The following is a 23,112-nucleotide window of genomic DNA, read 5'->3' as shown; positions in this document are numbered from 1 at the left end:
AATAAACTGCAAGCGCCGTTGCACTTATGCTTGCGCTGGCCAAATCGCTTAAGCCGGTAGAGAACTGAAATTTAGCAAATAAGAGCAGAATTAAGTACTTCCATTTTAGAAGTACCTAGCTCCGATCTTTAAAGTTGTTGCTATTATTAATTTTATTATTTCAAACCATCTCTTATTTGGCAGAAAACATCTACGCTATACAGCAATTTGAATATTAATCAATAGATCATTAAACGGGTATCCAACGCCCATGTTCAGTTTCGCTTGCTACTCTGATATCAATTTGATTTGCATGGCTTACATCAGACAACACCATGCAGGCAAGAAATGCGGTTTGAAACGCTACTGTAGCGGCTGCGAAATTTCCTGAAACCGCTGCTACCGTCGCTGCAATTGCGCCTTGTTTTGAACACTTTTCTACGTTTGTTAGCAACAGATCCAAAGGATAACAAACTTCCGCATATACTTTATAAGTCACACTTCTACGATACACTCTTGGTCTGCCTGCTGTTCTAATTGTACCGTTCATCGGTATGCTTACGATAATATCATCTATTTCTGTTTTAAATTGGAATGGATGCTCAATAGCGGTAATGGTGGTTTTAATACAAACCTTATTGGCATCAAAAAAATTTACTGCTTTCTCTTGAATTATATTTTCAAAATGCTCTTGAAAACCTTTGTCAACAATAACTTGTTCTTTTGTTTCTCCTGTAGTTTCTACCGTTAACCACTGTTCATCCATACCATTTTCAGTGATGACACTAAACTTGATTTGTTCCATAATAATTTTTTGTTTTTTTTTGATGCCTACTCTAAAGTTTTTGGCTTCCCTTTACTTTGTCCGTTCATCAATAAATAGATACAATAAGCTCGGCTCTCCTTGCGTAATTTATACTTATACAACATCTAAATAATAAGCATTGGATGCTATATGCAATACTTCGGTCTTGTCGCCTTAAAACGAAAATGGGAATGGCTAGAAATTTTCGATACTGCAATTTCGGAACTGCACGCTCAAACTGCAATACCAACATACAGGTATTTTAAAACGCTATAAAACAAACATTTAAACTAAAATAAGGGGTTAGTTTCAATAAATTCAGTATAGCAGCTTTGCGTTGCTTATTTAAAGCAGATCTTCTGTTAAGGTTTCTTTACTTCACTACCTTAACTGCTTTTTTATAAGCTGCCAGGCATTGCTCGCCCAGCTCAATTTTAGGACTATATATCGTATTTCCTTCTGTTGTAGATTGGCTCACCTCAATTAGCTCCAGCGTTTCTAAATTAATTAGCATGCCGTATTCGTAATTTACACGTTTATCAACTATCCTAAAATTTAAATAATAGGGCAAAATTCTTTTTTCGTGATACCACGAAGCTGATAGATACACCTTTGGATTTTGATGTTGCTCGAAGTAATATTGTAAGCATTTTGGAAAGACAACTTCTCTATCTCTAATCCTTAACCTTTTTGCAGCCAAATCAAACTTAGCTGGGCCATACTGTTTAGGCAAACCAATAATGTTTCCAACTTTGTCTAGTTTTAACTGGGTATCTTGATGGAACGAATTTGGGAAGTAGACAAATAAAAATGTTAGGAAGACCAAAAGTATTTTCATTGCAGAAAGGAGCTAGCGTTATTTAGCTAAGGCAAGATAAATGAACGCTTTGAAATTTACAAATGGCTGTTAGTTCTTAATTATTTAATTAGTTTGAGGCTTATCATATTAATATCCCTACATACGCGAGGATGACGATAAGTAGCAAACAAAGATTTTCAAGATGCCAAGCTACAGTATGATTTTAACCAATTTCTAGGGATTACCGTAATTGAGTTAGTAAGTTTGTTATTCGAAATATCTTAGCACATTGCCGCTATCTTGCAGATAGATTGATCTGAGAAATTAACACAGGTAGTTACCTGCGAACAGGTTTCACCATTGCTCTGTTTAAATCTACCTCTATTGCGAAAAAATAAAAGAAAAAATTCATCGCCCTTTTTGTTAAGCACATTTTCCACATCACATGCTAGATTAATATGAATGCCTCTTTTTGTTTTAAGTCTCCTACTTTACGAGAGCACTCGTACCCCCAAAACTGAATGCAACATTTTAGGTTCGCTTGCGTCTATACGATAAATATCGAGTGAAAAACAATGCTATTGGCTCCCTCAACTCCTTGGCATTAATACATTTAACATCAAACAACTTGATCTGGGGTAGATAAACCATATTATCATTAAGCATGAAATACATCAATACGTATCAGCAATCAGTTTTAAGTATCATTACCTATCTTTTGGTATTTAGCTCCCTTGGTGTTCAGGCACAGTCTACTGAAAATACAAGAGCGTTATTTGGTAATTGGGGAATTGAAACACAGTTGATTAGCACCAAAATATTGCCGGGAGATGATTTTTATCGCTATGTAAACGATGGATGGCTAACCAACAAAACTATCCCAGCGGGCGCCTCAGGGCTGAGCAATTATAGCGAAGCAAAAAAATAGTAAATGATAGGATAGCCGACCTGATCACGGTACTCGCCAATGAAAAAACTTCCTCAAACGCACTAAAACAGATCGGAACACTATATCAGGGCTATCTCGATACTGCACAATTAGAAGCTTTAGGTATCAACTCGATTAAAAGGGAGGTCGATCAAATACTATCGCTTAACAGCCATAGGGAGGTAGCTAAATTTATGGCCCATCCAAAATCGTTCAGCATTGTAGCTATCAGCACCCAGCCAGATGTTAATGACAGGAGCAGGTTTTTGGTGACACTTAATGAAAGTGGCATTGGCCTGCCCGCACCTATATACTATCAAAAATCGGATGGCCCCTATCCCGCCTATCGCAAGGCTTATAGAGATTACATGATAGATGTGTTTCGTCTATTTGATATAACTGATCCAGAGAGACGTGCAGATGACATCATTGACCTAGAGACAAAACTCGCCGCCCTACAATGGACCCCGGCTCAAAAGCGAGATAGCAAGATTAATTTTCACCTGATGCAAACCAATGAACTTCAATCTTATGCACCCGGTTTTCCGTGGAAAGTATTCTTGGAAGAGCGACAGGTAGCAGAGGTAAAGGAAGTCGTGCTACAGGCAGATCTGGCAATCAAATCCAAAGCGGTATTGTTTGCTTCCACTCCTGTAGAAGTGTGGTCATCCTACCTGGCATTCCACTGGATAGTTAACCATTCAACGCTATTGCCTTATACCCTTCGAAAAAGTCAATTTGATTTTTACTCGGCCACACTAAATGGAATAAAGAAAGACATTGCCAGGGAACAGAAATCCATCTTGTATGTTAACAATCGACTGGGTCAGCTGATAGGAAAAATGTATGTGGAAAATTATTTTAAAGAAGATTACAAAGATCGTATCGCAAAAATGGTCGCCTATGTTTCTAGGGCATTTGAGTCTAGGCTAGACACCTTGCAATGGCTAGACGACGCTAGTAGAAATGAGGCTATAGCAAAGCTCAAAGCCGTTGTCGTTAGGATCGGATACCCAGATCAATGGCGAGATTATTCGACAGTTCATTTCAGTAAAAGCGATCCAATTGGAAATGAGCGAAATATGGCGTGGGCCAATTGGGATTACGAACGTTCGTTACTCTATAAAAAATACACCAGTAGAGAATGGTACCAAGTTCCACAGACAGTGGATGCGACCAGTAGCAAACTCTATAATTCGATTGAATTTCCTGCAGGCATACTGCAACCGCCATTTTTTGACCCCAATGCAGATGCTGCGGTAAACTTTGGGGCAATCGGCGCAATTATAGGGCACGAACTGGGGCACTGCTTCGATGATGAAGGTTCAAAATTTGACGCCAATGGAAACATGCGAAACTGGTGGACTGAAAGCACCCGTAGATCTTTTCAAATAAGAACGGCAAAGCTAGTTGAACAATATAGTTCTTTTTCTCCCTTAGATGGTCTTTTTGTGGATGGAAAACAAACACTCGGGGAGAATATCGGCGACCTGACAGGCGCCATCATAGCTTATGATGCCTATCATCTCTATCTAAAAGAAAGCAAGGAAAGCCCAGCTGTGTTAGATGGTTTCACTGGAGACCAGCGGTATTTTCTTTCATTGGCACAGGTTAGCCGCTCGCTTTACACGCCCGAAGCCTACCGAGCGACTTTAAGAGACTATCATGCGCCTGCAGAATATAGAGTGAATGGCGTAGTGAGAAACATGGACGCTTGGTACAATGCGTTTTCCGTAACCCAAGATCATAAACTCTTTGTGCCGGCAAACGAACGTGTAAGCATTTGGTAGTTGAGCCCCCTTCGGGGTTCAAAATCAAAAATATAATACTTTCTAAAAATAATGACATCCCCCAAAAATTGGGAGAGCTCTTCGGGATTTGATTTTTAAAAGCGATTTCCTTGTGATCGAATAACAAATAAATAAAGAGCAAGGGCTTTATGTTTCAACTTTCAAGGGAGTTCAATAGCTTGATATCCCAAATGGAACATTGAGCTGGGGCGAAAATTTTTTGCCTATACACCCCGAAATAATAAACAAATAACTTGCGTTTTTTGAATATTCTTTAAACAAATCATACTCAAAAAACGCAACGCTACAACCAAAAAAACATCACTAAAACACTAATAAAGCAAATATCTGTGTATTTCTAAAGTGGAGGGTATTGCGTATATTTGAGAGTTAGCGGTCAGCATAAAACCGACGCAAATAAAACAACAACAAACAAAGACTTAACACATAGATGAAGAAAGTTGAAATTCCATTAAGCAAGACAAAACTGACATTAACAATTTTTGGAGCTTTTTCTTTTGTATTTTTTGGGACACTTTTTATTATTAATCCAGACAAATTTGTTTCACCATTTTTGCGAAATCCCGAAATGGTAAAAATTGTTGGTTTCATAGGTGTTACATTATTTAGTATTTTAGGTATTTATGGTATTAAAAAATTATTCGACAAAAAATTAGGACTAATAGTTGACGAAAATGGAATTACCGACAACACAAACGCTTCAAGTGTTGGACTAATAAAATGGAATGACATAACAGAAATCAAGGCGGAACAAATTATGTCAACAAAATTTCTATTAATTTTTACAAACGACCCAAATAAAATTTTAGAAGAAACAAGCGGAATGAAACGAAAAATATTGCAAGGAAATATAAAAATGTATGGAACACCAATTTCTATAACTTCTACGACCTTAAAATATAAATTTGACGACTTAAATAAATTATTAACCGAAAGACTTAGTGAGCAAAGAGAAAAAATGCCGAACCGCTAACAAGGATTTTGCAATAGTGAGGCGAAACTGCAAAGTTCAACAGTTGTTCTTCGGTTTAACGTTTGTGCTAAATTGAAGATTTGTGCTCTTATTGCCCCACCATCGCAAAGTCCCGGAACGTTAGCACTAATTGCTAAAAACGGACATCAACAATGACAATTACTGAACTAATAAATGACTTCCAAAATACTTCTCGACTTGTCGCTGAAAAATTCTATGATAAATTTGGAACACAAGAGCGATTTCCGCCACTTCGCCAAGCTGAAAAACGTTATGTGCCATTTTAAACAAACCGTATATGACAAAAGAACTTTGGTATTTTTTAATCAATGGACAAGCAGACTGCAAGCAAGTAAAAAGCAGTCAAAAAATGGAATAAATTTAAAAACCGTTTATTGTCCCAACTGTAATACAAAACAGCCATTCATACGCATTCCGGCCAATACTAGGCTTCATTCTACATTTTACTTTATCAACTGCTTCTTATGCGATGTTACTTATCAAACAAAACCATCAACAATTGCTGTACACAAGCAGCTATTTTTTAATCAACTTATGCACACTACTGCCTCCTGTGCCTATGAGTTTAATGATATAAACCCCGGCTGGGTATGCTGCTACGTTGATACTGGTTTGGCGCTGTTCAGGTGTTAAACTTTCTTTCATGATTACTTTACCATCTATACCGCTAAACACCAAAGTTTGGTACTGCCCCGCACCAAAAGTAACCGTAGTTTTTGCCGTAGCCGGATTAGGGTAGACACTGATATCCAAAGCAGAAAGATCAAAGTTCAGTACCTTTTGACCAAGTTCGGTAGTTTTACCATCACGATCTATCTGTACCAGCCAGTAGTAGTTGTTGCCATTTAAAGGCCGCTGATCCGTATGGTTGTATACACCGGGCGCATTTTTACCCGCAATCTGTGCTATTCTTATCCGTTGCTTGTCATCGCCACTACGGTAAATTTCAAAGCCGCTATTGTCTTGTTCCATAGCAGTTTGCCATTGTAGTTTGGCAGCGTTATTTTCTATTTTTGCCGTAAACGAAACTAAGGTTACTGGTAAAGCTTGTTCGCGGTTGACGTTTATTGTATAAGTGGTACGGGAAATGCCATCTTGTGCAATAATCATTACTTCAACAGTGTTGTTACCTAAATCTAAACTAATAGGATCAGATGTGTTGCCGCTAGCCATCCATGAGCCATTCACTTTTACTTTTGCGCCATAATGTGCCAACGTTGGGATGAGGGTAAAACTGCTAGCGGAAGTAGTAAGGCTATAAGTATATATTTCGTTATCAAATGATGGGGAAAAGCTCCCTACGCTAGGCAGCAGTGAGGTTAGGGTTAGGTTATCTGATGGCAACTCCATTCGCCATAGGTCTCCACGATAGTTACTCTCGCCAGCTATATCATAACCGTTACCACCAAAAATATAAAAATAGCCCCCATTAAACCAGCTAACTGCGCTATTGCGTGCGCCTATTTGATTTTGTGATGGCACATTACTTAACACACCGTTGGCATTTGTTTGGTGGCTACCTTGGTGCCAAACCCATTGGCTACTGGCAATATCGTACATCCATACATCATTTAAACGACCTATAGTGTTGTTTGATGCATAGCCAAAGCCACCAAAAAGATAGAGTTTACTATTTACAGTAATTCCGGTAGCAGACATTCTACCTCCCGGTCGGCTACCTGCACTGGCAACACCAATTTGACCATACACACCCAACTTGTTCGCTACCACATCACCACTCATCAAAGCCCAATAGCTAGTGGCAGTATCAAATGCCCAAAGATCGTTATAGTAACTGGTGGTGTACGAGTTAGGATTATAATAAGTCCCTCCAAAAAGATACAAACGATTGCCTACTGCCCAAGCTACGGTACCCGCCCTAGCGCCGGGCGTATAATCTTCTGAAAACTGGGCTAAATTACCTGCGACTGGAAACTGAGGTCCGCCTTTAAGCCATGTCCAATTTCCAGTCTCTGGATTATGCGACCAAAGATCTGGTAAATGAGCGGTATTAAATGAGCTATAGCCTGTACCTCCAAATAGATAAAATTTACCGTTAACCACCACAGCGCTGGCATCATAACGTGAACGTGGCTGATTGCTTGCGTTTTCTACACCAAGTGTACCATAATTACCATATTCGTTCAGCTGCTTGCTTCCATTGAGGTAAGTCCAATTCTTAGTTTGGAGATCAAACACCCAAAGATCATTTAATATGCCTTCCGTTGCTGTTGTTGTTAAACCCCGACCGCCAAAAAGATAAAGTTTACCATCATAAGCCCATCCATTGGCGTAATATCTGGCGCCAGGGGTATTCGCTATAGCTGCTACCCCTATTGTTCCGTAATTACCTTCCTGCCCTGGTGCATTGCTTCCTTTTAACCAGGTCCATTGTTGTGTGGCCGGGTCATATTCCCACAAGTCGTTCAAACGCCCTGAGCCGCTAGGGGTAACGCCGTTGCCACCAAACAAATAGTGTTTTCCGTTAAGTGTCCATTGGGTAGCACCAGATCTAGCACCTGGTTGGTTCTTAACGGTAGCAAGACCTGGTGTGCCATAATAACCCGATTGGGCAGCTGTTTCTTCGCCGGCTAGCCAAGTCCATTGGTTGCTTGCAATATCATAAGACCAAATATCATCTTGCCTATAGCTTACAAAGGGATAGTAATATTGCCCCCTAAAAAGGTAAAGTTGGTTATTTTCTACCCAGCCCAGTGTACGCTCTCTTGCTCCGGGGGTATTAGTTGCGGCAGCTACGCCCTTTGTGCCGTAGCTGCCAGTTTGATTGGTGGTATTTCCACCCTTTAACCAAGCCCATTGGTTGGTACCAGGCTGATAAGACCAAAGATCATTCAGCGCCCCAGCAGTTGCTGTATTGGCATAGCCATTACCGCCAAAAAGGTACATCTTGCCATTGGCTGCCCAAGCAACCAAGCTTCTTCTGGCTCCGGGTGTATTGGCGGCAGCGGCTGTACCTTGTACGCCATAGGTGCTTAATTGATTAGTAGAACTGCTTCCCTTTAGCCAAGTCCAAGTGTTTAAGGCTAAATCATACATCCATAAGTCATTATAAAGGTTAGCATTAGCTAAGCCACCAAAAAGATATAGCTTGTCATTTAAGGTACAGGCTACACCTAAAGATCTTCCGGATGGTGTATTGTTTACATGGCCTACACCTATACTTCCGTAGATGCCACTAGCATTAGAATTGTCGCTTCCTTTAAGCCATTTCCATTGGTTAGTGGCCGTATCATATTCCCAAAGATCGTTTAAAGGCCCTAAACCGCTAGAAACCCCGTAACCGCCACCACCAAACAAATATACTTTTCCATTAACCACCCAAGTTAGGGCAGCAGTTCTGGCGCCAGGCTGATTACTCGCATCGTAAGTGCCTTTTACGCCGTAAATACCAGGTTGGTTGTGTTCTTTCTCTCCCTTTAGCCATGTCCAATTGTTGGTAGCAGGATCATATTCCCATAAATCATTCAAGTAATTGATCGCGATTCCTTCGGTCAAACCATATCCTCCAAACAAGTATAGCTTCCCTCCATTGGTCCAGGCGACAGGGCTTTGTCGGGCTCCGGGTCTATTGCTAGCAGCAGCTTCTCCCTTGTTTCCATAAATTCCGCTTTTGCTTACCGAAGTACCACCTTTTAACCAAGTCCATTCTAAAGTGGTAAGATCATAAGACCACAAGTCAGCAAGGTTGTCACTCGTTCTATCGGCACCATAGCCAAAGCCGCCAAAAAAGTAGATCTTATTTCCTATTTTCCAACTAGCAGCAGTTTCCCTAAGTCCCATCCTATTGTTTACAGAAGGTACACCCTGCTGCCCATCTATACTAAAATTACCAGAAGTTGAATAGCCTTTTATAAATTCCCAATTGGGTTGTTGAGACCAAGTAGCGTAATGAAAAAACACTGTAAAACAGAAAGCTAAAAGATACTTTAGTGGTATAGCAGATTGAAATGACATGGGAACTTGTTTTTGTTCAAAGCTATATCATTACTGCTTTAAAAAAAAATACTTTAAAATAGGTATTTTTTACTCTCCATTTCAAATTCGGAGATAAACTTAGCCATGGTATTAAATAGATGTAAATCAGCAAACTATTTAAAAAAACAACGTTACTACCGCTAAAAAACCAAAAAATTGGAGCTTTAAAACCCAAACCTTAGTTTTTACATTTATATTTGAAAATTCAGAGACGTTATCCAGCTGATTAAATGACTTGCAAAAACTGCGGTACAGCATTCAATTCATGTACTATATTACATCAAGAGCTTGCTGGCTTATATTTTAGGAATGATCAGCTTTTGGATTATTCCAATATTAATTGGGACTATAATAGACTTGATAAATAAACATTAAAAAGATAAATCCTAAATACAGGCTTTACTGAGCGTAAATCTGACAGCGTTTTTTTCTTCCACCACAAACAACCAAACAAAACTACTGCTTGGATGTTGCCTTTCTGTTGGGGATAAAGCTTCAATTTTGCGATGGGTAAAAGCGCATATTTATTAATCGCAATTTTACCGAGAACAACAGAAAAATCTATGTCAAATTACCGTGCCAATGAGCAACAGCGTTTAGCTGCCCTACAAGCTTACCAAATTCTTGACACTACCGCAGAAGAAGACTACGACGAGCTTACTGAACTTGCGGCCGCAATTTGCGGTACGCCAATTGCCCTCATTAGTCTGGTAGATAAAGAACGACAATGGTTTAAATCTCATAAAGGCTTAGATGTAAAAGAAACGACAAGGTCACAGTCTTTTTGCGCCCATGCCATACTAGAGCCCAGCACGCTGATGCAAGTAGAAGATGCACAGCTAGACGAACGCTTTAAAAACAACCCATTGGTTACGGGCAACCCGAACATTGTATTTTACGCCGGAATGCCCTTAGTAGATGCCGATGGTTACGCCCTAGGTTCGCTCTGCGTAATTGATAGCAAGCCACACCAACTTAACGAAGCGCAGCAACAAGCACTTAAAACCTTGTCTAAGCAAGTGGTTAACAAGTTTATGCTGCGTAAAAAACTACTTGATCTGGCCGCAGCAAATGAAGAGAACATTAGGTTAAACCAGCAAAGCATAGAACGAGAAAACCACCTCGAAAGAATTATAGAACAATCGCCAGCGGCCATTGTGGTTTTACGAGGAGAAGACATGATTGTGGATGCCATTAATCCGGCCATGCTGAGCCTAATTGACCAGCAACCCGATATTCAAGGCAAAAAACTATTAACCGCAATGCCGGAACTTAAGAACCAACCCGCCTACGAATTATTGCAGGAGGTATTTAAAACCGGCAAAGCGCTACATCGCTACGAAACACCAGTAAGCCTAGATCGAAATGGCAAAATAGCCACAGCCTATTTTGATTTTTCTTATACACCGCTGATAGAAAATGGCGAAGTAACGGGCATTATTGACATGGCTGTTGAGGTTACCGAGCAAGTAGCTGCCAAAAAGGTGATTGAAGAAAATGCTAACCACCTCTATCAAATGGTAATGAGCGCTCCAATGGGCATGTGTATCATTAGAGGTTACGACTTGGTGATTGAGGTAGCCAACGAACCAATGCTGAAAATTTGGACACGTACCGCTAACCAAGTGCTGGGCAAATGCTTAACGGATGTTTTCCCCGAAGTGATAGACCAACCATTCCCAGAGATGTTGCTTAATGTGTTGAGAACAGGCGAGGCACTTTCTATACCCGAACTGACTGCCGATATTGCCGAGCTAGACGGCACCATCAATAGAATTTATATTGATTTTACCTACAAACCCCTACGCAACGCCCAAGGCGAGCCCGAAGCGATTATCGCCACAGTAATAGACATTACCGAAGCGGTAAAGTCGCGTAGGCTTTTAGAAGAAAGCAAAGAAGAACTACAATCGGCCAATGCCGAGTTGGGCTCCGTTAACGAGGAGTATATGGCGCTGAACGAAGAGCTCATTGCCACCAACGAACAATTGATGAAGGCCGAAGAAAGCCTGATTGACCTTAACGAACGGATAAGCATTGCTATTGATGCGGGCGGGCTTGGCTACACCGAGGTGGATTTAGCTACGGGCAAAATGCGCTGCAATGATACTTTTAAAAGCTTTTATGGCCGCAAACCGCATGAAGAGCTACCTACGCCCAAATGTTTGAATTGATGGTGCCAGAACACAGAGAGGTAGTGCGTGCCAAAGCCATTAAAGCACGGGAAGAACGTTCACTCTACCATGCCGTTTATGAAATTAAATGGCCCGATGGCTCTAGCCATTGGATTAGCGCCTACGGCAGAGGGCGTTATGATGCTGAGGGAAAGGCCGACCGTATGGTAGGTATGATAGCCGAAGTAACCGAACAAGTAAAAGCCCAACAGCGGATAGAAAAGCTAAACACCGAGCTAAAAACGGCATTAGCTAGAGCCATCAATAGCGAAGAACGGATGAAATTGGCCGTAACAGCCGCACAGCTAGGCACTTGGTTCTTAGCCATCGCTTCTGGCGAGTTTATCATTACTTCACGTACCAAAGAGATTTATGGTTTTCATGAGGATGAAGAAGTTTCTTTAGAACAAACCATGGCCCAAATTATAGATACCCACAGAGATGAAGTGAGAATGGCGATGGAGATGGCGATTAAAGAAGGCAGCCCTTACGATATAGAATATCCAATTATCCGCCTTAAAGATGGCGAGCTGCGCTGGTTAAGAGCGGTGGGCAGAAAATACTCGGCCATTGCCAATGCTGCCGTCGAACACTTTTCTGGCACCATCATGGACATTACCGAACCTAAAGCTGAGGACCAACGTAAACAGGACTTTATCAGCATTGTTAGTCACGAGATGCGCACCCCTATTACCTCAATCAATGGCTACATCCAAATTCTTGAAGCCAAGGCTAAAAAAGCTGGCGACCAAATTAACGCCGACATTGCAGCGAAAGCTAGGCGGCAGGTAGCACGCATGACAGGACTGGTTAGTGGCTTTTTGGATATGGCCAGAGCCGGCGAAGATAAAATTTACCTGTATAAAAACACTTTTAACTTGGCCAACATGGTGGCGTACACCCAGGCCGAAGTGTTGGCAACCGTTACCACCCATCAAATTATATTTCAACCCTGCCCTGATGTGCTGGTAAAAGCTGATCAGGAAAAGTTAGAACAGGTATTGGACAATTTTATCAATAACGCGGTAAAAATGCTCGCCAGCTGGAAGCGTTGTACAAGTGAATTGCCAAAGAAAAGAAGCTTGCGTAAAAGTTAGCGTAACTGATAGTGGAATGGGAATTCCAATCAAAGATCAGCCGCATATATTCGACCGCTTTTACCGCGTTTTAGGACCCCAAACAGAAAACATTACCGGTTTTGGCATAGGACTTTACCTTTGTAAAGAGATTATTGGCAGACATGGCGGACGTGTAGGCGTAGAAAGTGATTATGGTAAAGGAAGTACCTTTTGGTTTGAAATCCCAATAGCGGATGAATTGCTAGGCTAACCCTTGGGCATGTAAAGGATAGTCACAGACATTACACTCAAACCATTACGACAAAATATGAAGGCTGCCCATCGTGGCCAACGCCAAAAGACACTAACAAGTGGGCAAATAGCTAGCAATCCAATTTTTACTAGATACGGATAGCCTATTTTAAAATAATTACAATTAATTCAAACAAACGGATGCATGTCTACGTTATCATGATAGCGTTTAAAAAAATAAATAGTTTGTTTGGTTTAATCCCGCCGATATGAAGTTGGTGGGATTTCTTTTTTTTAAACATAGCTTGGCAAAAATTGCACACCCTAAAAGCCTAAAGCTTTGGCAAACAACTCGGCTTAATAACTGTTTTTCTAGCCATGAAAGCACATGAACAATTGATGGAAAAGGCCATTGGCCTAGCTGAGCACAATCTCAAAAGCTTAAATGGCGGCCCATTTGGAGCCCTAATTGTGCGAGACGGAAAAATCATTAGCCAATCGGCCAATACCGTAACTTCCGACTGTGACCCTACGGCGCATGCCGAAATTAACGCCATTAGAAAAGCCGCCAAAAAGTTGGGAAAGCCAGATCTTTCGGGCTGTATATTGTACACCAGTGCCGAACCCTGCCCCATGTGCCTAAGTGCCATCTATTGGGCTAACATAGCGGAAGTGTATTACGGCAATACCAAACGTGATGCAGAGTGGGCCGGATTTGGCGATCAATTTATTATTGATGAGCTACAAAAACCCATTGATCAGCAACAAATTAAATTTAAACGGCTCATGCCCAGCAGGGCAATAAAAGCGTTTGAACAGTGGAAAGCTGCCGGACCTGAACTTCAAGAAAAAGTAAAAGATGGCTCACTGTAATTTACGCTGCGAACGCTCAACCCAATGCTTGGGAGACAGCAGCTTAAAGCCTTTAAAGCTAAATTGCCAAAACAATTGATTACCTAATGCAGTTCATCTATTAAAGCGAAGTTAAATGCATCTTGTTACTACGTCTATATTTCAAAAAAGTGCCAGAATACTGCTGGGAACTTTCATGGTGCTAGCGGGCATCGGGCACCTCACGTTTCAACGTAAGGAATTTCAAGCGCAAGTGCCCAACTGGGTACCGCTTCACAAAGATACCACGGTAGTGCTATCAGGTATTGCAGAAATCATGTTGGGCTTGGCAATGCTATTGATTGTAAAACAGCGACCGAAGGTGGGCATTGTGCTTGCCCTTTTCTTTGTTGCGGTATTTCCGGGCAATGTAGCACAATACCTCAACCAAAGAGATGCCTTTGGACTAAACACCGACCGTTTGCGACTACTGAGGCTATTTTTCCAATCGGGTACTTATCATTTGGGCGCTGTGGAGCACTGGTGCCTTATCTTACCTGAAGATGCAGAAAAAAGCCTTGGATGGCAATTTTACGAAGTGATTACACCTTCCTTTCACGATTATTTCTACAACCTACCGAAAAATTAGCGATCGATTTAGCACTAAGTAGCTTTTTAATAAATTGATCACTATTTTTTATTGCTCGACAACGGTGGGTACCAACCTAAATATTTAACTTAGCACACAGCTAAAACATTCGTCGTTAAACACCGTTTAAGTTTTATTAATTTCATTCGCATTTATAGCAAAGAGCAAGTACAGATATGAACACTATCGCTAAAAAACAACGCACATACATACCCCAAAACCTAGCAATTAAATGGGAGAACCTAGCTCCTATTTTTGAAGAACTACAAAACAGACCTATCAACAGCGCCGCCGAGTTAGAGCAATGGCTACGCGACAAGAGCGAGTTAGAAGCGGCTTTAGAAGAAGACTTTGCTTGGCGATATATTAAAATGAGCTGCGATACCGCCAATGAACAATTGGTAAAAGATTTCCAATATTTTGCCACAGAAATTGAACCTAAAATTGCGCCACTAGCCAACGAGCTGAACAAGAAACTGGTGGAAAACGACTATGTAGATGAGCTAGACCAACAAAAATATTTTGTTTACCTACGTGCAGTAAAAAAGGCTTTAGAATTATTTAGGGAAGAAAACATCCCATTATTTACAGAGCTACAAGTAAAACAACAACAATACCAAGGTGTTACTGGTGCTATGAGCGTAGAGCTAAACGGACAAGAATACACCTTAGAGCAGGCTGGTAATTTCTTAAAAGATACCGATCGAAGCGTGCGCCAAAATGCTTGGGAAACCATACAAAAACGTAGATTGGTAGATAAAGACCAGCTCAACATCTTATTCGACGAACTCGTAAAGCTACGCCACCAAGTAGCATTAAATGCTGGTTTCGAGAATTACCGCGATTACATGTTCCAAGCTTTGGGCAGGTTTGATTATACCCCTAAAGACTGCTATGATTTTGCAACAGCTATTGAAAAGGAAATTGTTCCAATATTAAAAGAACAGGCCGATAAACGCAAAGAAGCTTTAAGCCTAACCTCGCTAAAACCTTGGGATTTGGAGGTAAGCACTACAGGTAAACCAGCCTTAAAACCTTTCCAAAATGGAGAAGATTTAATAGACAAATCTATTGCTTGTTTCGATAAAATTGATAGCAGTTTGGGCGAAAAATTAGCCTTTATGAAAGCTAACAACTTGTTTGATGTTGAAAGCAGAAAAAGCAAAGCGCCCGGTGGCTACAATTATCCTTTAGCAGAAACTGGCGCACCGTTTATTTTCATGAATTCGGCCAATTCGCTAAGAGATTTAACCACCATGGTACACGAAGGTGGCCACGCCATACATACCTTTTTAACCGCCAATTTAGAGCTTAACGACTTTAAACACTGCCCTTCTGAAGTGGCAGAGTTGGCATCAATGAGCATGGAGCTGATTTCTATGGATCAATGGTCGGTTTATTTTGATAAAGAGGAAGACTTAGTTAGAGCCAAAAAAGAACAATTGGTTGATGTATTGAAAACTCTACCTTGGGTAGCAGTAATTGATCAGTTTCAGCATTGGATTTACACCAACCCAGAGCATAACGCTGCTGATAGAGAAGAGGCATTTAAACAAATTTATACCCGCTTTGGTGCCGGCTTTGTAGATTGGACTGATTTTGAACAGCAATTTGGCAACGTTTGGCAAAAGCAATTACACTTATTTGAAGTACCTTTTTATTACATAGAATACGCCATTGCGCAATTAGGTGCCATTGCCGTTTGGAAAAACTACAAGCAAGATCCTGAAAAAGGTTTACAGCAGTATTTAGACGCTTTAGCCTTGGGCTATACAAAGCCAATGAACGAAATTTACGAAACCGCAGGGATTAAGTTTGATTTCAGCGCAACTTACATTAAAGAATTAGCTGCCTTTGTGAAAGAGGAATTGGAGAAGTTGGGGTAGCGACCATGCGTCATTTCGGCCGCAGCAAAGCGAGTGGAGAAATCTCCAACATAGTAGCACCGCAAAAACATTAACCTTTTGCCTTTGCTTTTTTCCTTTGGGAGGTGTTATCAATACCTTTTCGTTGTTGGTGATAACACGATAACTGTTCGGAACAATTTATAGCTATTAATTTTGGATATAAATTAGCTACAATAGTTATCTTTTTAGATGTACAAACACGGCCTAAAACTTTTTATGCTTTGTACCTTTTGTGGTTCATCTTTATCTTTTTCCTTTGGTTGGTGTTATCACCAACCAAATACTTTCTAGTTGTTGGTGATAACACCAACAACAGGTTTAATACAAAGAAACAAACAAATCTCTCCTACTGCTACCGTAGAGATGACGCTAAAACAAAACGAAAGGTAAGAGACTGAAAACGATGAACTAAAAACAAAAGACAAAAAACGATAAACGAAAGAAAATCGTAAATTGCGCCATCATCAAACAAACCATAGCGCATGCTAAAAAACCTATTCAGAAAAAAATCCGTTAGTAAAATATTGGCCGATGCGGCAAAAGGATACGGCGACCATGAGAGTGGATCTTTACATAAAACCCTAGGTGTAAGAGACCTTACTGCTTTTGGTATTGCGGCTATTATTGGCGCCGGCATTTTCAGTACCATTGGTAAAGCCAGTGCCGATGGTGGTCCCGCGGTAATTTTCTTGTTCATATTTACGGCCATTGCCTGTAGTTTTGCGGCTTTTGCCTATGCCGAATTTGCATCAATGGTACCAGTTTCGGGCAGTGCCTATACCTATTCTTACGTAGCTTTTGGCGAGCTTGTGGCCTGGATTATCGGTTGGTCGCTCATTATGGAATACGCCATTGGCAACATTACCGTGGCCATTTCTTGGTCCGATTACTTTACTGGGCTGCTCTCCTCCATCAAAATACCTGCCTTGGGCATCAATGGTATTCATGTACCAGATTGGGCAAGTATGGATTATTTAAGCGCTTATAACGGACATCAACATGCCGAAGCTTTGGTAAATGCAGGAAAAAGCATGGCCAATTTAGACGATGCCACACGCATTGCGGCCAACGCTTGGAACACCGCTCCACAAATTGCTGGTTTCCATTTAGTAGCCGATATCCCGGCATTGGCCATTATCATTTTCATCACATGGCTGGTATACAGAGGTATGAAAGAATCTAGAAATGCCAGCAATGCTATGGTAATTGTAAAATTGGCAGTAATTTTATTGGTATTGGCCGTGGGTGTGTTTTACGTAGATACAGAAAACTGGAACCCATTTGCCCCTAACGGAATTTCTGGCGTATTGAAAGGTGTATCTGCTGTATTTTTCGCTTATATCGGTTTCGATGCCATTTCTACCACTGCCGAAGAGTGTAAAAATCCACAACGCGATTTACCCAGAGGCATGATGTGGGCCATCATTATCTGTACCACTTTGTACATTGCCATTGCCTTGGTATTAACCGGAATTGTAAAATATAACACTTTGGCCGTAGGCGATCCTTTGGCTTACGTTTTTGACCAAATAGATTTAAAACTGATGAGTGGTATTATTGCGGTAAGTGCAGTATTTGCCATGGCATCTGTGCTTTTGGTTTTCCAAATGGGGCAGCCACGTATCTGGATGAGCATGAGCCGCGATGGTTTACTACCTAAAAAATTCTCAAAAATACATCCCAAATACAAAACACCATCATTTTCTACCATAGTAGTTGGTTTTGTAGTGGCCATTCCATCATTATTCTTAAACTTAACTACCGTAACCGATCTTTGTTCTATAGGTACACTGTTTGCCTTTGTTTTGGTTTGTGCGGGTGTTTTAGTATTGCAAAACAGACCCGATGTACAACGCGGAAAATTTAAAATCCCTTATGCCAATGCCAAATACATTGCCCCTCTTTTATTTATAGGCGGCTTGGCTATTGCATTTACCCAATTTAAAAAAGAAACATTAGCCTTTGTAACTAACGAAGCAAAGGTGCTTAGCCCTGTAGCTTTTGTAACTTCTTTAAACAGCGAAGAATTACAAACAGTAAAACAGGAGATTAGCGCTAGTCCGGTGGTGTTACAAGGCAAACAGATTGATGCCGAAGCTTATTTAAGCAGCCTTAAACCTGAGCAGTATGAAAGCTTCATGAGCAGATCAAGCATTGCTTACGATAAAAAATACGAAAGCGGCTGGCATTTGTTTAAACACAAAATCCCAATGTGGATTTTCTTTTTCATTTGCCTTATTGTAACTTATTTTTGTGTCAAGAAAAACCTATCGCTTATACCAGTTTTGGGACTAATAAGCTGTTTATATATGATGTGCGAGCTAGAGCTAAGCAACTGGATAGGCTTCGGAACATGGCTGTTGGTTGGCCTTGTTGTTTACTTTTCTTATGGTTACAAGCATAGCAAATTGGCAAAAGAAGAAAATGGTTCATTGGTTCAATAGTTCATTGGCTTTTATTTATCAGATATTAAATACTAACTCCTAATTCCTGATCCCTGAAAACTGCGAAGCTTAAAATCATCCAAATATGTGCAGCCTATAAGCCAGCTTTTGTGTACGGCGGGCCGACCATGTCGGTAGCTAAACTATCCGAAGAGCTGACCAAAGCTGGACATGAGGTAACCGTGCTGGCTACCACCGCCAATGGCAAAGAAGAATTGAATGTGCCTATCGGTAAAAAAACCTTAGTGGATGGAGTTAAAGTTTATTATTTTAAACGCCTAACCAAAGACCATACGCATTTTTCGCCATCGTTGCTGTGGTTCTTACATCAAACCATCAAAAACACCAAACGCCAAACACCAAACAATAAGCTTATCATTCACATTCACGCCTGGTGGAACTTAGTTTCTATTTTTTCTTGTTTAGTAGCCAAACTGCATGGTGTAAAGGTAGTGTTGTCTCCCAGAGGAATGTTAACCAGCTACAGCTTAACTAACCGTAATTCTAAATTTAAAGATGCCATACATTTCTTTTTAGGAAAAAGTCTTTTACGTTATTGCCATATTCATGCTACCAGCAACAAAGAACAACGAGATGTAGCGCAAACCTGCGAAGTAAATGGCATTACGGTAATTCCAAATTTTGTATCGTTTCCGCAAGCAATTACTGTTACAGATGTCGAAAATAAGGAGCCTTACCAGTTGCTTTTCTTATCTCGAATTGAAGAAAAAAAAGGCTTGGAATTGCTTTTTGAAGCACTACCAACTTTAACAATTCCTTGGCAACTGGCCATAGCGGGCACTGGCGATAAAGCTTATGTACAAAGTTTAAAAGAGTTAGCGAGCAACCTAGATATCGGCAATAAAATAGAGTGGCTGGGCCATATCGCCAATGAAGATAAATTTAAACTAATGGCAAACAAGCAGCTTTTGGTATTAACTTCTTATAACGAGAATTTTGCCAATGTGATTGTAGAGAGTTTAGCCATGGGCACGCCTGTATTGATAAGTGAAGAAGTAGGTTTGGCCGATTATGTAAAGGAACATCAACTGGGTTGGGTAAGTACATTGAAAACCGAGGAAATTTCGGAGCAAATTGTTAGCTCATACCATGACCTAAGCAAAAGAATACAAATTAGAATAAGTGCTCCATCTGTTATCAGAAGTGATTTTGCCTCAGAGAATTTAGTAAAACAATATACAAACTTATACCACAGTTTTGTTTAACTTTACTTGCTCTAATGGCTGGTAAATTTAGTTTTATTGTACTTACTTTTAACGAAGAACAGCATCTTCCTCGTTTGTTAAATTCTATTGCCAAATTAGGCGCTCCACTTTTTATTTTAGATTCTGGAAGTACCGACCAAACTTTAAAAATTGCCGCAGATTTTGGGGCTACAGTAAAGTTTAACGCTTTCGAAAACCACCCTAAACAATGGGATTTCGCGTTAAAGAACTTTGATATTGAAAGCCCTTGGATTATAGGGCTTGATGCTGACCAAATTGTAACGCCAGAACTTTTTGAACAATTGGCCAATTTCAAAGATGACGACACCTATAAAGGTATTAACGGCATCTATTTTAACCGAAAAAATTTCTTTAAAGGTAAGTGGATTAGGTTTGGTGGCTATTACCCCAAATATCTCTTAAAAATGTTCCGCACTGGTGTGGGATTTTCGGATACCAACGAAAATATGGATCATCGGTTTGTAGTGCCCGGCAAAACCATTACTTGGAAAAAAGGACATATCTTAGAAGAAAACCTCAAAGAAAATGAAATTAGCTTTTGGATTAGCAAACACAACCGCTACAGTGATTTAGTTGCCGAAGAAGAAGTAGAACGCATGCAAGCTTTGAGAAGCCAAACCATTAAACCTAAGCTATTTGGCGACCCCTACCAGCGAATGGCCTTTCTAAAACGTATGTGGTGGAACATGCCGCGATTTTTAAGACCTTTGCTTTATTTTGGCTACCGCATGACATTTCAATTGGGTATCTTAGATGGTAAAACCGGAATTTTATTCCACTTTTTGCAGGGCTTTTGGTTTAGAATAATTGTAGACATCAAAATAGAAGAAAAACTGAAGAAACATGATTAAAGCCATCAAACGTATTCTTCCAGACCCCTACATTAGGTTCGTTATATTTTTTATCGTCCTTTATTTCGTGTTTTACTACTTTAATGAATTTTACATTGGCATTACGGCAAAAGGCGGCTTGTACAGTACATTTTTAGATGAGCACCTCAACTACATCAGGTGGTGGCGTAGGTTTTATTTAGAAAGTTCAGCATCGATACTGAGATGGTTTAATTACACCGTACTTACTAACGAAACAGATTTAATGGTGGTGGGCAAAGGTGGTATCAGATTAGTGTATTCTTGTTTAGGCTATGGTGTAATTAGTGTTTTTGCTGCGTTTTGTCTTACCTTTCCTAATCCGTTTAAACACAGGCTTGGCTTTTTAGCGGCAGGTTTAATTTTAATCCAATTGATGAATATCTTGAGGTTTGTACTGCTCTCACTGTATTGGGACAGACGGCATCCTTTATTCGGAATGGATCATCATGACCTATTTAACATTGTTATCTATTTACTTCTAATCGGAATATGTTACCTTTGGATCAGATATTCTAATAAGGGTACACATGTTAAAAACGCAGCTTAAAAAAGATTTCGACAGAAAAGATTTCGATGCAGGAGCGTCTGCACTAAAAATACTGATTTGGTATTTTGTGAGTGTGTTGTTCATCAGATCGGGTATTATTCCCTTTAGCACCATCATTGTATTTTTACTGAGACTATTTGGAGCTAAAATAGGCAAAGATGTAAGAATTAAGCCCGGAATTTATATCCACTACCCTTGGAAACTTCGAATTGGGGATCATGCTTGGCTGGCCGAGTGCAGAATAGAAAACTTAGAAGAGGTAACTATTGAGGCCAATGCTTGCGTATCACAACAAGCCTTGCTACTTACAGGCAACCACAATTATACATCCGTTAATTTCGACTTAATAGTTAAGCCAATTGTGTTAGAAGAAGGCGCATGGGTAGGTGCTAATGCAACGGTTTGCCCCGGAGTTACGTTAAAATCTCATTCGGTGCTAACGGTGGGTTCTGTGGCTACTAAAGACTTAGAAGCCTATACCATTTATCAGGGAAACCCAGCGGTTAAAGTGAAAGATAGGGTTATTGTTGCGTAGAAAATGGTTAATCGGTTAACTGTTGAATTTGTTTAATTGTTGATTTGAATATTTGGGAATTTGGCTATTCGTTATTAATTGGTTATTTGTTATTTCTTGACGTTCAAACCATCCACTAATACCTAATCCCTAACTCCTAATACCTGACTCCTAACCCCTAAAAACCAACTACCGCTAACTGTTTATTTCCTTCCACAGCATATCTTTAAGCTCTACCAAGCCCAATTGCGCTACCGAAGAAATAAACAAATGCGGAACATTAGGCAGTTCCTTTGTCATTTCGGCTTTCAACTCTTCATCTAACATATCAGCTTTAGTTACGGCCAACACATGAGGCTTTTGCATCAACTCGGCATTAAATTGCTGTAATTCATTCTTTAATATCTCATACTCTTCTGCAATGGTTCTGCTCGTATCTGCTGGCACCATAAACAACAGCACCGAGTTACGTTCGATATGCCTCAAAAACCTAAAACCTAAGCCTTTTCCTTTTGATGCACCTTCAATAATCCCCGGAATATCAGCCATAATGAAAGACTTAGAATCACGATAGGAAACAATGCCCAAGTTAGGTACTAAGGTGGTAAAAGGGTAATCGGCTATCTCTGGTTTAGCTGCCGACAATACCGATAGCAAGGTAGATTTGCCCGCATTTGGAAAACCAACCAAACCTACATCAGCCAATACTTTTAGCTCCAACACCATCCATTCTTCTTTGCCCTGCTCTCCTGGTTGTGCAAAACGTGGCGTTTGCTGTGTAGCGGTTTTAAAATGCCAGTTGCCTAAGCCACCTCTACCACCAGCCGTTAAAACTTTGGTTTCGCCATCTTCAGTAATTTCAAATAAAACCTCTCCAGTTTCGGCATTACGGGCAATGGTACCTAGCGGCACTTCCAAAACCTCGTCTTTACCCATCTTGCCAGATTTTTGCCCACTACCACCAGCACCACCATCTTCGGCAATGATATGCTTACGGTATTTTAAGTGCAGCAACGTCCAAAACTGTGCATTACCTTTCAAGATAATATGCCCACCTCTACCGCCATCTCCACCATCTGGACCACCAGTGGCAGTGTGCTTATCGCGGTGTAAATGTGCCGAACCCGCACCACCTTTACCAGAGCGGCAGCAGATTTTTACATAATCAACAAAATTTGAACCTTGAGACATTTTAAATTACGATTTTAGATTTACGAAGTACGATTGCTAAATGGTTATATTTTTTAAATGTTGAAATTTAGAATGCCGCTAAAATAGCGACCCTCAACTTCTTTGTGCCTTTGC

At 40.4% G+C, this 23,112-nt stretch carries 17 protein-coding genes and 1 pseudogene; 14 read left to right on the top strand and 4 right to left on the bottom strand.

The window, feature by feature from the left end; translation table 11 throughout:
• Positions 1 to 229: 229 nt before the first annotated feature.
• Together OVA16_RS10395 and OVA16_RS10390 are read right to left on the bottom strand one after the other, a co-directional pair.
• Positions 230 to 784 (bottom strand): hypothetical protein, encoded by a 555-nt coding sequence (locus OVA16_RS10395; RefSeq protein ID WP_267759058.1) that lies wholly within the window; start codon positions 782 to 784, stop codon positions 230 to 232.
• Between the two features lie 373 nt (positions 785 to 1,157).
• A complete protein-coding gene (locus OVA16_RS10390; protein ID WP_267759056.1) occupies positions 1,158 to 1,622 on the bottom strand; it encodes a hypothetical protein in 465 nt (154 codons plus the stop codon).
• Positions 1,623 to 2,247: 625 nt separating this feature from the next.
• Between OVA16_RS10390 and OVA16_RS10385 the strand changes: the two genes are divergently transcribed.
• The 4 genes from OVA16_RS10385 to OVA16_RS10370 all read left to right on the top strand — a co-directional run bounded on the left by OVA16_RS10385 (position 2,248) and on the right by OVA16_RS10370 (position 5,582).
• Positions 2,248 to 2,511, top strand: coding sequence for a hypothetical protein (locus OVA16_RS10385; RefSeq protein ID WP_267759054.1), 264 nt, complete (start codon positions 2,248 to 2,250; stop codon positions 2,509 to 2,511).
• Positions 2,508 to 4,301, top strand: coding sequence for a M13 family metallopeptidase (locus tag OVA16_RS10380; protein WP_324288603.1), 1,794 nt, complete (start codon positions 2,508 to 2,510; stop codon positions 4,299 to 4,301). The genes OVA16_RS10385 and OVA16_RS10380 overlap by 4 nt, the downstream gene beginning before the upstream one ends.
• A 451-nt stretch (positions 4,302 to 4,752) precedes the next feature.
• On the top strand, positions 4,753 to 5,295 hold the full coding sequence (locus tag OVA16_RS10375; RefSeq protein WP_267759052.1) for an STM3941 family protein: 543 nt from the start codon (positions 4,753 to 4,755) through the stop codon (positions 5,293 to 5,295).
• 152 nt (positions 5,296 to 5,447) lie between these two features.
• The gene (locus OVA16_RS10370) at positions 5,448 to 5,582 is read left to right on the top strand and encodes a hypothetical protein (RefSeq protein ID WP_267759050.1); all 135 of its coding nucleotides are present in this window, start codon (positions 5,448 to 5,450) and stop codon (positions 5,580 to 5,582) included.
• Positions 5,583 to 5,832: 250 nt separating this feature from the next.
• On the opposite strand, the gene OVA16_RS10365 is transcribed toward OVA16_RS10370, so the two are convergent.
• Complete coding sequence (locus OVA16_RS10365) at positions 5,833 to 9,291, bottom strand: kelch repeat-containing protein (protein ID WP_267759047.1); 3,459 nt, start codon at positions 9,289 to 9,291, stop codon at positions 5,833 to 5,835.
• Between the two features lie 584 nt (positions 9,292 to 9,875).
• Here OVA16_RS10365 and OVA16_RS10360 point away from each other — a divergent pair.
• The 10 genes and pseudogenes from OVA16_RS10360 to OVA16_RS10310 all read left to right on the top strand — a co-directional run bounded on the left by OVA16_RS10360 (position 9,876) and on the right by OVA16_RS10310 (position 21,828).
• Positions 9,876 to 11,486: a PAS domain-containing protein gene (locus OVA16_RS10360; RefSeq protein ID WP_267759045.1), complete on the top strand. Its 1,611-nt coding sequence runs from the start codon at positions 9,876 to 9,878 to the stop codon at positions 11,484 to 11,486.
• Positions 11,486 to 12,583 (top strand): PAS domain-containing protein, encoded by a 1,098-nt coding sequence (locus OVA16_RS10355; RefSeq protein WP_267759043.1) that lies wholly within the window; start codon positions 11,486 to 11,488, stop codon positions 12,581 to 12,583. Before OVA16_RS10360 ends, OVA16_RS10355 begins: the two co-directional genes overlap by 1 nt.
• On the top strand, positions 12,546 to 12,815 hold the full coding sequence (locus OVA16_RS10350; RefSeq protein WP_267759041.1) for a sensor histidine kinase: 270 nt from the start codon (positions 12,546 to 12,548) through the stop codon (positions 12,813 to 12,815). Before OVA16_RS10355 ends, OVA16_RS10350 begins: the two co-directional genes overlap by 38 nt.
• A gap of 359 nt (positions 12,816 to 13,174) precedes the next feature.
• The gene (locus tag OVA16_RS10345; RefSeq protein WP_267759039.1) at positions 13,175 to 13,669 is read left to right on the top strand and encodes a nucleoside deaminase; all 495 of its coding nucleotides are present in this window, start codon (positions 13,175 to 13,177) and stop codon (positions 13,667 to 13,669) included.
• 115 nt (positions 13,670 to 13,784) lie between these two features.
• Complete coding sequence (locus tag OVA16_RS10340) at positions 13,785 to 14,276, top strand: MauE/DoxX family redox-associated membrane protein (RefSeq protein WP_267759037.1); 492 nt, start codon at positions 13,785 to 13,787, stop codon at positions 14,274 to 14,276.
• Between the two features lie 176 nt (positions 14,277 to 14,452).
• A complete protein-coding gene (locus OVA16_RS10335) occupies positions 14,453 to 16,162 on the top strand; it encodes a M3 family oligoendopeptidase (RefSeq protein ID WP_267759035.1) in 1,710 nt (569 codons plus the stop codon).
• A 503-nt stretch (positions 16,163 to 16,665) separates the two neighbouring features.
• Positions 16,666 to 18,627, top strand: a complete 1,962-nt coding sequence (locus tag OVA16_RS10330) for an amino acid permease (RefSeq protein WP_267759032.1) — start codon at positions 16,666 to 16,668, stop codon at positions 18,625 to 18,627.
• Positions 18,628 to 18,680: 53 nt separating this feature from the next.
• On the top strand, positions 18,681 to 19,853 hold the full coding sequence (locus OVA16_RS10325) for an XrtY-associated glycosyltransferase XYAG1 (RefSeq protein ID WP_420712346.1): 1,173 nt from the start codon (positions 18,681 to 18,683) through the stop codon (positions 19,851 to 19,853).
• A 14-nt stretch (positions 19,854 to 19,867) separates the two neighbouring features.
• A pseudogene (gene xrtY, locus OVA16_RS20250) lies at positions 19,868 to 21,293 on the top strand (exosortase Y).
• Positions 21,274 to 21,828, top strand: a complete 555-nt coding sequence (locus OVA16_RS10310; RefSeq protein ID WP_267759024.1) for a WcaF family extracellular polysaccharide biosynthesis acetyltransferase — start codon at positions 21,274 to 21,276, stop codon at positions 21,826 to 21,828. Before xrtY ends, OVA16_RS10310 begins: the two are co-directional and overlap by 20 nt.
• A 174-nt stretch (positions 21,829 to 22,002) precedes the next feature.
• Here OVA16_RS10310 and obgE read toward each other — a convergent pair whose 3' ends face one another.
• Positions 22,003 to 22,998 (bottom strand): GTPase ObgE, encoded by a 996-nt coding sequence (gene obgE / locus OVA16_RS10305; protein ID WP_267759022.1) that lies wholly within the window; start codon positions 22,996 to 22,998, stop codon positions 22,003 to 22,005.
• Between the last annotated feature and the right edge of the window lie 114 nt (positions 22,999 to 23,112).

The organism is Pedobacter sp. SL55, assembly GCF_026625705.1.
Taxonomy (GTDB): domain Bacteria; phylum Bacteroidota; class Bacteroidia; order Sphingobacteriales; family Sphingobacteriaceae; genus Pedobacter.
Note: the sequence above shows the minus strand (reverse complement) of the source record. Positions and strands in the feature narration are given on the sequence as shown.

Coding starts and splice junctions, on each gene's coding strand:
- OVA16_RS10390 (WP_267759056.1), bottom strand. CDS start 1,622: ATGAAAATACTTTTGGTCTTCCTAACATTTTTATTTGTCTACTTCCCA.
- OVA16_RS10340 (WP_267759037.1), top strand. CDS start 13,785: ATGCATCTTGTTACTACGTCTATATTTCAAAAAAGTGCCAGAATACTG.
- OVA16_RS10395 (WP_267759058.1), bottom strand. CDS start 784: ATGGAACAAATCAAGTTTAGTGTCATCACTGAAAATGGTATGGATGAA.
- OVA16_RS10375 (WP_267759052.1), top strand. CDS start 4,753: ATGAAGAAAGTTGAAATTCCATTAAGCAAGACAAAACTGACATTAACA.
- OVA16_RS10370 (WP_267759050.1), top strand. CDS start 5,448: ATGACAATTACTGAACTAATAAATGACTTCCAAAATACTTCTCGACTT.
- OVA16_RS10355 (WP_267759043.1), top strand. CDS start 11,486: ATGGTGCCAGAACACAGAGAGGTAGTGCGTGCCAAAGCCATTAAAGCA.
- obgE (WP_267759022.1), bottom strand. CDS start 22,998: ATGTCTCAAGGTTCAAATTTTGTTGATTATGTAAAAATCTGCTGCCGC.
- OVA16_RS10310 (WP_267759024.1), top strand. CDS start 21,274: ATGTTAAAAACGCAGCTTAAAAAAGATTTCGACAGAAAAGATTTCGAT.
- OVA16_RS10345 (WP_267759039.1), top strand. CDS start 13,175: ATGAAAGCACATGAACAATTGATGGAAAAGGCCATTGGCCTAGCTGAG.
- OVA16_RS10335 (WP_267759035.1), top strand. CDS start 14,453: ATGAACACTATCGCTAAAAAACAACGCACATACATACCCCAAAACCTA.
- OVA16_RS10385 (WP_267759054.1), top strand. CDS start 2,248: ATGAAATACATCAATACGTATCAGCAATCAGTTTTAAGTATCATTACC.
- OVA16_RS10365 (WP_267759047.1), bottom strand. CDS start 9,291: ATGTCATTTCAATCTGCTATACCACTAAAGTATCTTTTAGCTTTCTGT.
- OVA16_RS10360 (WP_267759045.1), top strand. CDS start 9,876: ATGTCAAATTACCGTGCCAATGAGCAACAGCGTTTAGCTGCCCTACAA.
- OVA16_RS10330 (WP_267759032.1), top strand. CDS start 16,666: ATGCTAAAAAACCTATTCAGAAAAAAATCCGTTAGTAAAATATTGGCC.